Origin of the sequence: Streptomyces sp. NPDC049585 (assembly GCF_040675615.1) — a bacterium.
GTDB lineage: Bacteria > Actinomycetota > Actinomycetes > Streptomycetales > Streptomycetaceae > Streptomyces > Streptomyces luteosporeus.
On the sequence record NZ_JBFAPE010000026.1, the window covers coordinates 73,423 to 80,676 of the forward strand.

General features: G+C 71.3%; 8 protein-coding genes. 5 read left to right on the plus strand and 3 right to left on the minus strand.

All coding sequences use genetic code 11. The features are described 5' to 3' along the window. Nucleotides 1-785 precede the first annotated feature (785 nt). The 3 genes from gndA to AB0K17_RS23800 all read left to right on the plus strand — a co-directional run bounded on the left by gndA (nucleotide 786) and on the right by AB0K17_RS23800 (nucleotide 3,312). Nucleotides 786-2,246, plus strand: a complete 1,461-nt coding sequence (gene gndA, locus AB0K17_RS23790) for an NADP-dependent phosphogluconate dehydrogenase (RefSeq protein ID WP_365984171.1) — start codon at nucleotides 786-788, stop codon at nucleotides 2,244-2,246. 23 nt (nucleotides 2,247-2,269) lie between these two features. Beyond that, complete coding sequence (locus AB0K17_RS23795; RefSeq protein WP_365984172.1) at nucleotides 2,270-2,680, plus strand: nuclear transport factor 2 family protein; 411 nt, start codon at nucleotides 2,270-2,272, stop codon at nucleotides 2,678-2,680. A gap of 119 nt (nucleotides 2,681-2,799) precedes the next feature. After that, nucleotides 2,800-3,312 (plus strand): DUF6328 family protein, encoded by a 513-nt coding sequence (locus AB0K17_RS23800; RefSeq protein ID WP_365967557.1) that lies wholly within the window; start codon nucleotides 2,800-2,802, stop codon nucleotides 3,310-3,312. A 3-nt stretch (nucleotides 3,313-3,315) separates the two neighbouring features. Here AB0K17_RS23800 and AB0K17_RS23805 read toward each other — a convergent pair whose 3' ends face one another. Continuing rightward, entirely contained in the window at nucleotides 3,316-3,843 is a 528-nt protein-coding gene (locus AB0K17_RS23805; protein ID WP_365984173.1) for a hypothetical protein, read from the minus strand. A 55-nt stretch (nucleotides 3,844-3,898) separates the two neighbouring features. Then, nucleotides 3,899-4,693 (minus strand): helix-turn-helix transcriptional regulator, encoded by a 795-nt coding sequence (locus AB0K17_RS23810; RefSeq protein ID WP_365984182.1) that lies wholly within the window; start codon nucleotides 4,691-4,693, stop codon nucleotides 3,899-3,901. 54 nt (nucleotides 4,694-4,747) lie between these two features. On the opposite strand from AB0K17_RS23810, the gene AB0K17_RS23815 reads away from it, so the two are divergent. Next, on the plus strand, nucleotides 4,748-6,040 hold the full coding sequence (locus AB0K17_RS23815) for an MFS transporter (RefSeq protein ID WP_365984174.1): 1,293 nt from the start codon (nucleotides 4,748-4,750) through the stop codon (nucleotides 6,038-6,040). Nucleotides 6,041-6,069: 29 nt separating this feature from the next. Next, the gene (locus AB0K17_RS23820; protein ID WP_365984176.1) at nucleotides 6,070-6,549 is read left to right on the plus strand and encodes an RICIN domain-containing protein; all 480 of its coding nucleotides are present in this window, start codon (nucleotides 6,070-6,072) and stop codon (nucleotides 6,547-6,549) included. 25 nt (nucleotides 6,550-6,574) lie between these two features. Here AB0K17_RS23820 and AB0K17_RS23825 read toward each other — a convergent pair whose 3' ends face one another. Beyond that, nucleotides 6,575-7,012 (minus strand): hypothetical protein, encoded by a 438-nt coding sequence (locus AB0K17_RS23825; RefSeq protein WP_365984177.1) that lies wholly within the window; start codon nucleotides 7,010-7,012, stop codon nucleotides 6,575-6,577. Nucleotides 7,013-7,254 lie beyond the last annotated feature (242 nt).

Below are 7,254 nucleotides of genomic sequence, written 5' to 3' on the forward strand. Positions count from 1 at the left end.
TGTCAGCCCTCCTCGCCACGTTCATGCCCGCCGCGAGGACCGGGCACCCCGTCCTGCCCGGCGCCATTGAGCGAGCAGAGGCACCTGGCCCCATTGCTGTGCGCCTCGTCGAGACGGCGCGGGACCTGCCCAAGGATCTGCCGGGGGGGAGCTCTTGTTCAGCCTGGAACTCGGAACACCCGAGCGGCCGGATACGGTCGGCCTGCACCGTCCAGCAACTCAGACGACAATTCAAGAGTCCACTGACTGGCTGCGAGAACGGCTCCGCCGGCGGAACCACATCCTGGCTGTCGCCTTCGGCACCCGTTGCCCGGCGACAGTCTGCAGCAAGCCTATCGCTCACTCAGAGTAACGATGGCGGCGAGACGTCTGCCGGCCTTCCCGCCGCGTATGCATCATGGCGACGCTCGCTTGACATGTCATCAGAAGAGTCAGCATCAAGTCGGCATCGGACCCGACATGTGCCGCGCCGTATCGCCGCGAAGCGTCAAGGTCGCGGAGCAGCGGAAGTGCACGGCATGCCCCCGCCGACGCCCCGAATGACGAGCGCACCTGGCCAGTGGGCGTGGTCCAGGTCCCACAACGGAAAGAATCCATCCGGCCTCAAACCAACCTGAGAGAGGTGACACATCAAGATCCTCCAGCGCACACCCAGCGCTATTCGAGTGCATCGTGCGAGCATGGCCGGGCAGCGCCCGGCCAACCGGTGGGAAGATCTCTCAGCCCGTCGGCGTTGACGCCTCGCACAAGTCTTCGATCAGCGTGTGACAGGAGTGGAACCCCGTATGCCCAGCACTTCCACCACCCAGGCGACCGCACAGATCGGCGTCACCGGGCTCGCCGTCATGGGCAGCAACCTCGCCCGCAACTTCGCGCGCCACGGTCACACCGTCGCCGTCCACAACCGCACGAGCGCCAAGACCAAGGCGCTCATTGACCAGCACGGCCACGAAGGCGACTTCGTCCCCTCCGAGACCGCCGAGGACTTCGTCGCCTCCCTCCAGAAGCCCCGCCGCATCGTCATCATGGTCAAGGCCGGCGAGGCCACCGACGCCGTCATCGACGAGTTCGTGCCCCTCCTCGACGAAGGCGACGTCATCATCGACGGCGGCAACGCCCACTTCGCCGACACCCGCCGCCGCGAGGCCGCCCTCCGCGAACGCGGCATCCACTTCGTCGGCGCCGGCATCTCCGGCGGCGAGGAAGGCGCCCTCAACGGGCCCTCCATCATGCCCGGCGGGTCGGAGGAGTCCTACAAGTCCCTCGGCCCGCTGCTCGAGTCCATCGCCGCCAAGGCCAAGGACGGCACCCCCTGCTGCACCCACGTCGGGCCCGACGGTGCAGGCCACTTCGTCAAGATGGTGCACAACGGCATCGAGTACGCCGACATGCAGCTGATCGCCGAGGCGTACGACCTGTTGCGCGCGGTCGGGGGGTACGAGCCGGGGCGGATCGCCGAAACGTTTCGGACGTGGAACACCGGGCGGCTGGACTCGTATCTCATCGAGATCACCGCCGAGGTGCTCGCGCACACCGACGCCGCCACCGGGCGGCCGTTCGTGGACGTCGTGGCGGACGAGGCGGAGCAGAAGGGCACCGGGCGGTGGACGGTGCAGACCGCGCTGGATCTGGGGGTGCCCGTGTCCGGCATTGCCGAGGCCGTCTTCGCGCGCTCGCTGTCCGGGCACACGGAGCTGCGCGAGGCCGCGCGCGGCCTGCCCGGGCCCAGCGCCCGGGCTCTCTCCCCCACCGAGGCACAGGAGTTCGCGGCGCAGGTCGAGCAGGCGCTGTACGCCTCGAAGGTCGTCTCGTACGCCCAGGGCTGGAACATGATCGCCAAGGCGAGCGAGGAGTACGGCTGGGACATCGACCTGGGTGCGATGGCGGCCATCTGGCGCGGCGGCTGCATCATCCGGGCCGCGTTCCTCGACCGCATCCGCGCCGCCTTCGAGGCCGATCCGCAGCTGTCGACGCTGCTGGCGGACGAGGGCTTCGCGCGGGAGGTCGGGCAGGCGCAGGAGGCGTGGCGGACGGTCGTGGCCACCGCCGTACGGCATGGCGTGCCCACGCCCGGCTTCTCGGCTGCGCTCGCGTACTACGACGCGCTGCGCGCGGAGCGGCTGCCCGCCGCGCTGACCCAGGGGCAGCGGGACTTCTTCGGTGCCCACACCTACCGCCGTACCGACCGTGAGGGGTCCTTCCACACGCTCTGGAGCGGTGACCGCAGCGAGCAGGCCACGGGCTGAGCACCGGCGCTACCTTGGCAGTCATGCATCCCCATGTCGAGACGGCGATCCGCTACCACCAGGCGGTCGCGCAGGGGGCCACGGGCGAGCGGCTGGCTGCCTTCTTCCACCCCGAAGCGGTCCACCGCGAGCTGCCCAATGCGCTCTTCCCCGACGGTGCCGTCCGCGACCTGCCCGCCGTGCTCGCCGCGGCGGAGCGGGGGCGGACGGTGCTGACCGAGCAGCACTTCGAGGTGCTCAACGCCGTCGCGTCCGGTGGCCAGGTGGCCCTGGAGGTCACCTGGCACGGGACGCTCGCCGTCGCGCTGGGCGACCTGCCCGTCGGGCACGTGCTGCGGGCGCACATCGCGACGTTCCTGGAGTTCCGCGACGGGAAGATCGTCTCCCAGCGCAACTACGACTGCTACGAGCGCCCGCGTTCTGCCGCCACGTAGTTCCGCCACATAGTTCCGTCACTCGGTCGGCATGTCCTCTCCCCGCCCGCCTCCCCCGTCCGCATAGCCTGACCCCGGGCGGGAAGACGGACGGGACGACGAGGTACGGACGGGACGACATGCCGCCGAACGAGCCGAGTGGACAGCCGGGCCCACCAGCGCCCACCGGGCGTCACGAGACGGAGGAGGAGCGCGCGGACCGGCGCTGGGCCGAGCTGCTGCAGGAGGTCCGCGTCGCCCAGACGGGGGTGCAGATCCTCTTCGGCTTCCTGCTGACCGTGGCCTTCACGCCGCGCTTCCCCACCCTGGGCGACACGGACCGGGGGATCTACGTGGCCACGGTCCTGCTGGGCGCCGCGACCACCGGGGCGCTGGTCGGACCGGTCTCCTTCCACCGGCTGGTGACGGGGCGCCGGATCAAGCCGCAGACCGTCACCTGGGCGTCACGGATGACCATGGTGGGTGTCGTCCTGCTGCTGTGCACCGTCACCTCCTCCCTGCTGCTCATCCTGCGCATCGCGATGCCCGGCACCGCGGTGCCGTGGGTGGTGGCGGGTCTGGTGGCCTGGCTCGTGCTGTGCTGGTTCGGCCTGCCGCTCTGGGCCCGCCACCGCTACCTGACAAAGAAATAGGGCTCAGCCCGCCGACTCCTCCTTGATGTCGGAGATGAGCCGGGTCTCGGTGTCCGACTGCACGCTCAGGTAGGTGTAGGTCGGCTTCTTCTCGTCGCCCCAGGTGAGCCGGACGCGGGTCCAGGTGTGACCGGCGCCGCTGTTGTCGTACGTCACGCGCCAGGCGCGCGGGGTGTTCTGGGCGCGCAGGACGCCGTCGGCGCCGTTCTTGCGCTCCCACTCCTCCAGCCGGGTGCGGAACTCGCGGGTGAGGTAGTGCGAGCGCAGGGCGCCGGACAGCACGGAGTCGGGCGTACCGCTGCGGGCGCCGACGTACGCGCCGTAGAACGCGGCCACCTGGTCCACCACCGACCCCGCGCCGCCCTCGCGGACGGGCTGCTCCGCATCGGGGGCGGCGGCCGGCGCCGGATCCGTACGGGGGACGTCGGCGGGGCCGCCGGAGGCCGCCGCGAAGGCGACGGCGGGCACGGTCAGGGCGGCGAGCAGGACCAGGGCGGCACCGGAGCGCCATGGGGTACGGGGTGCGGGCATGGGTTCCCCCCATCGCAAGTGCCCCTGCGGGCACGGGGTTTACTGCTCTCCCCCGTTAAAGCGGACGGGTTGCCGGAAGGGTTCCGTCCAAACCGGCCATTTGTCGCTGATTCCGTTGGTACGCGCCCGGCGTGCACCCGAAGCACCGGCGGAAGACGTCGATGAACGCGCTGGCCGACGACCATCCGCAGCGGTGCGCGACCGTGGTGACGGGGACGTCGTCGGCAAGCATCCGCAGCGCGTGGTACAGACGTGACTGCGTGCGCCACTGCGGGAAGGTCATGCCGAACTCGGCGCGGAAGAGCCGGCTGAGGGTGCGCTCCCCCGTGCCGGTCGCGGCGCCGAGGGCAGCGAGGGTGCGGGGGTCGGCCGGGGCGTCGTGCACCAGGGCACAGACGGCGGCCAGGCGCGGGTCGGCCGGGGTGGGCAGTCGCAGGGGCTGCTGCGGCGCGGCGCGCAGTTGGTCGCGCAGGACGGCGAGCAGGCGGCGGCGTTCGGGGCCGGCGTCCTCGGGGCTGCGGGTGTAGGCGCGGATCAGCTCGCGCAGCAGCGGGCTGACGGCCAGGACGGTGGGGGCGGTCAGGCCGAGCGGGTTGTCGTCGGCCGGCAGGCCGACCAGGTGCAGCTCCAGGTGGCCGTGGGCACGGTGGGCGTGGACGGTGCCCGCGGGCACCCAGAGGGCGCGGGTGCCCGGCGCCACCCACGTACCGGCATCGGTGGTGACGGCCAGGACGCCGGCTCCCGCGTAGACGATCTGGTGGTCGTCGTGGCGGTGGGCGTCGATGCCCTGCCCGGCGGCCAGGTCCTGCACGCGTGTCGGGGCCTGCGGCTCGTGGCGGATTTTCGACAGGAATGGGCGTTCCATCGGAAGCGGGACAGGTGGCTTCACGGACACGATCACACCATGCCGACCAAGTCCGTGAGGACCACGAGGGCCAACCGCCCGATCGTTCTGCTGTCATGGGGACACGCCTGCGTCGACGTCTACCAGGGTGCGGTGGCCGCGCTGGTGCCGTACTTCGTCGCCGAGCGGGCCTACTCGTACGCCGCCGCCTCCGGCATCGTGCTGGCCGCATCACTGCTGTCGTCGGTGATACAGCCGCTGTTCGGCGTGCTCACCGACCGCTGGTCGCTGCCGTGGTTGCTGCCGCTCAGCACACTGGTGAGCGGCATCGGTGTCGCCGTGAGCGGGCTGTACGGCACGTACGGGCTCACGCTGGCCGCCGTGGCCGTCTCGGGCATCGGCATCGCGGCGTACCACCCGGAAGCCGCGCGGGTCGCACGCGACGCCAGCCGCGGCAGCCACACGGCGATGAGCTGGTTCTCGCTGGGCGGCAGCCTCGGCTTCGCCGCGGCCCCGCTGCTGGTGTCCGCCGTCGTCGCGACCGGCGGGCTGCACGCCTCGCCGCTGCTGGCCGTCCCGGCCGTGGTCGGTACGGGACTGTGCGCGGCGGCACTGCGGACGGCGGCCCAGTCACCGGCCGCGGAAGCGGTGGCGCGGGCGGCTGCGGCGGGACGCCGGGACGACTGGCGGTCCTTCGCCAGGCTGTCCGGCGCGATCGTCTCCCGTTCGATCGTCTTCGTGGGGCTGAGCGCCTTCGTCTCGCTCTACGCCCGCCAGCGCACCGGCGGCGGCAACCTCGCCGGCACGGCCGCACTGTTCCTGCTCTACCTGGGAGGCGCGGCAGGCACCGTGACGGGCGGCAGGCTCGCCGACCGCTACGGCCGGCTGCCGGTGATCCGCTGGTCGTACCTGCTGACGGTCGCCGCCGTGGCCGGTGTCGACCTGGTGCCCGGCCCGCTGCTGTACCTGTTCGTCGCGCTGACGTCGGCCGGCCTGTACGCCCCCTTCTCCCTGCACGTCACCCTCGGCCAGGACTACCTCCCCCGCCACGTGGGCACCGCGGGCGGCGTGACGCTGGGCCTGGCCATCAGCGTGGGCGGCGTGGCCAGCCCGCTCATCGGCACCCTGGCCGACGCCACGTCCCTGCAAACGGCCCTCGCCCCACTCGTCGCCCTGCCCGCGGTGGGCTGGCTCCTGCTGCGCCCGTTGCGCGATCCCACGCTCCCCGTCCCGGCGAGTCGTGCAGGAACCCCCTGCAAGGGGGGTTTCACGGTGAAACCGCCTCCGGGCCGGGTGCGGTGCGAGAGCCTGGTCCGGCGACTTGGGGGACGTCGGACAGGGGGACACTCGTGAAACCACGCACACGACTCGCCGTACTCGCCATGACATTGGCCGCCGCCTCCGCCGCGACGGCCCCGGCGGCCCCCGCGCCGCGCGCGGTCGGGCCGTTCCAGGTCAGGAACTACGGCACCGGCCGCTGCATGGGCTTCCCGTCCGGTGACGACCGCATGCGGGTGTGGGACTGCACCACGGAGGCCTACCAGCTGTGGGACCTGGTCGCAGACGACCGGGGCCGCTACCACATGGTGAACCGCAGGGACGGCCGATGCCTCGCGGGGTACGCGCAGGGCCCCAGCGGCTGGGCGACCTGGCTGTCCACCTGCGACAACAGCTTCAGCAACGTCGACCAGCTCTGGTACGTCGACCCGGCGAACCAGCCCGACCCGGCCCGCATCGCGAACCTCTTCGGCCGTGTCCTGGAGCCCGACCGCGGCTGGAACGGCGCGAACCGGTCGCCGGTCGTGACCAACGACAACCAGGGACTGCCGAATCAGAAGTGGACCCTCAAGTACATCCAGTGAGGCACACGGCTCCCGCCGCAACCGGTCATTTCACTTCGACCGTGACCTTCCACGGCGTGACCAGCAGAGGACAGATATGGCCTGCGTCGGGGCGGCAGCGTCGTTGCGCGGTGATGGTGGCGGTGCCATCGCCTTCCGCACGGAAGGTCGCTGACGCGTTGCCGTTCGGTGCCGTACCGCCGGTGGTGCGCCGGAGAACGGTGGAGTTGCTGGACGTCGGAGTGCTCCAGCTGTAGGTGAGTCCGGGTTCGCGGTAGCTGGTGAGCCGGACTTCGATGTCGTCACCCGAGCTCGCGGTCACGGACCGGCCGTTGTCCGAGTTCGTGAGCGTAATGCGCTGGGCCAGCCGGGCCCGGTCGGGGCCTCGGCCGTGGGCAGCCGCCGGTGCCGCGGCAGCGGCCATGACAGCGACCAGGGCCAGCGCCGTGCCCCATGGCGCGGCAGACCGCTTCGTTTCCACCATGATTCCCTCCCCTTTGGTCCCGTCGGACCGGACGTCACCGGCGACGGCAACAACACACCTATCCTTCCGGTCGACTCGACGTGAGGGCGAAGAGCCGGTTCCAAACCACCCGACCGAGGTCTGTGACGCCTGACCTGTCGGACACGCCCTAGGTGTGTTGTCCCGGCAGGTTGGTGACACGGCTGGCGGGTGTTTGGCCTGCGATGCCGGTGTGGGGTCGGTGGTAGTTGTACCAGTCCAGC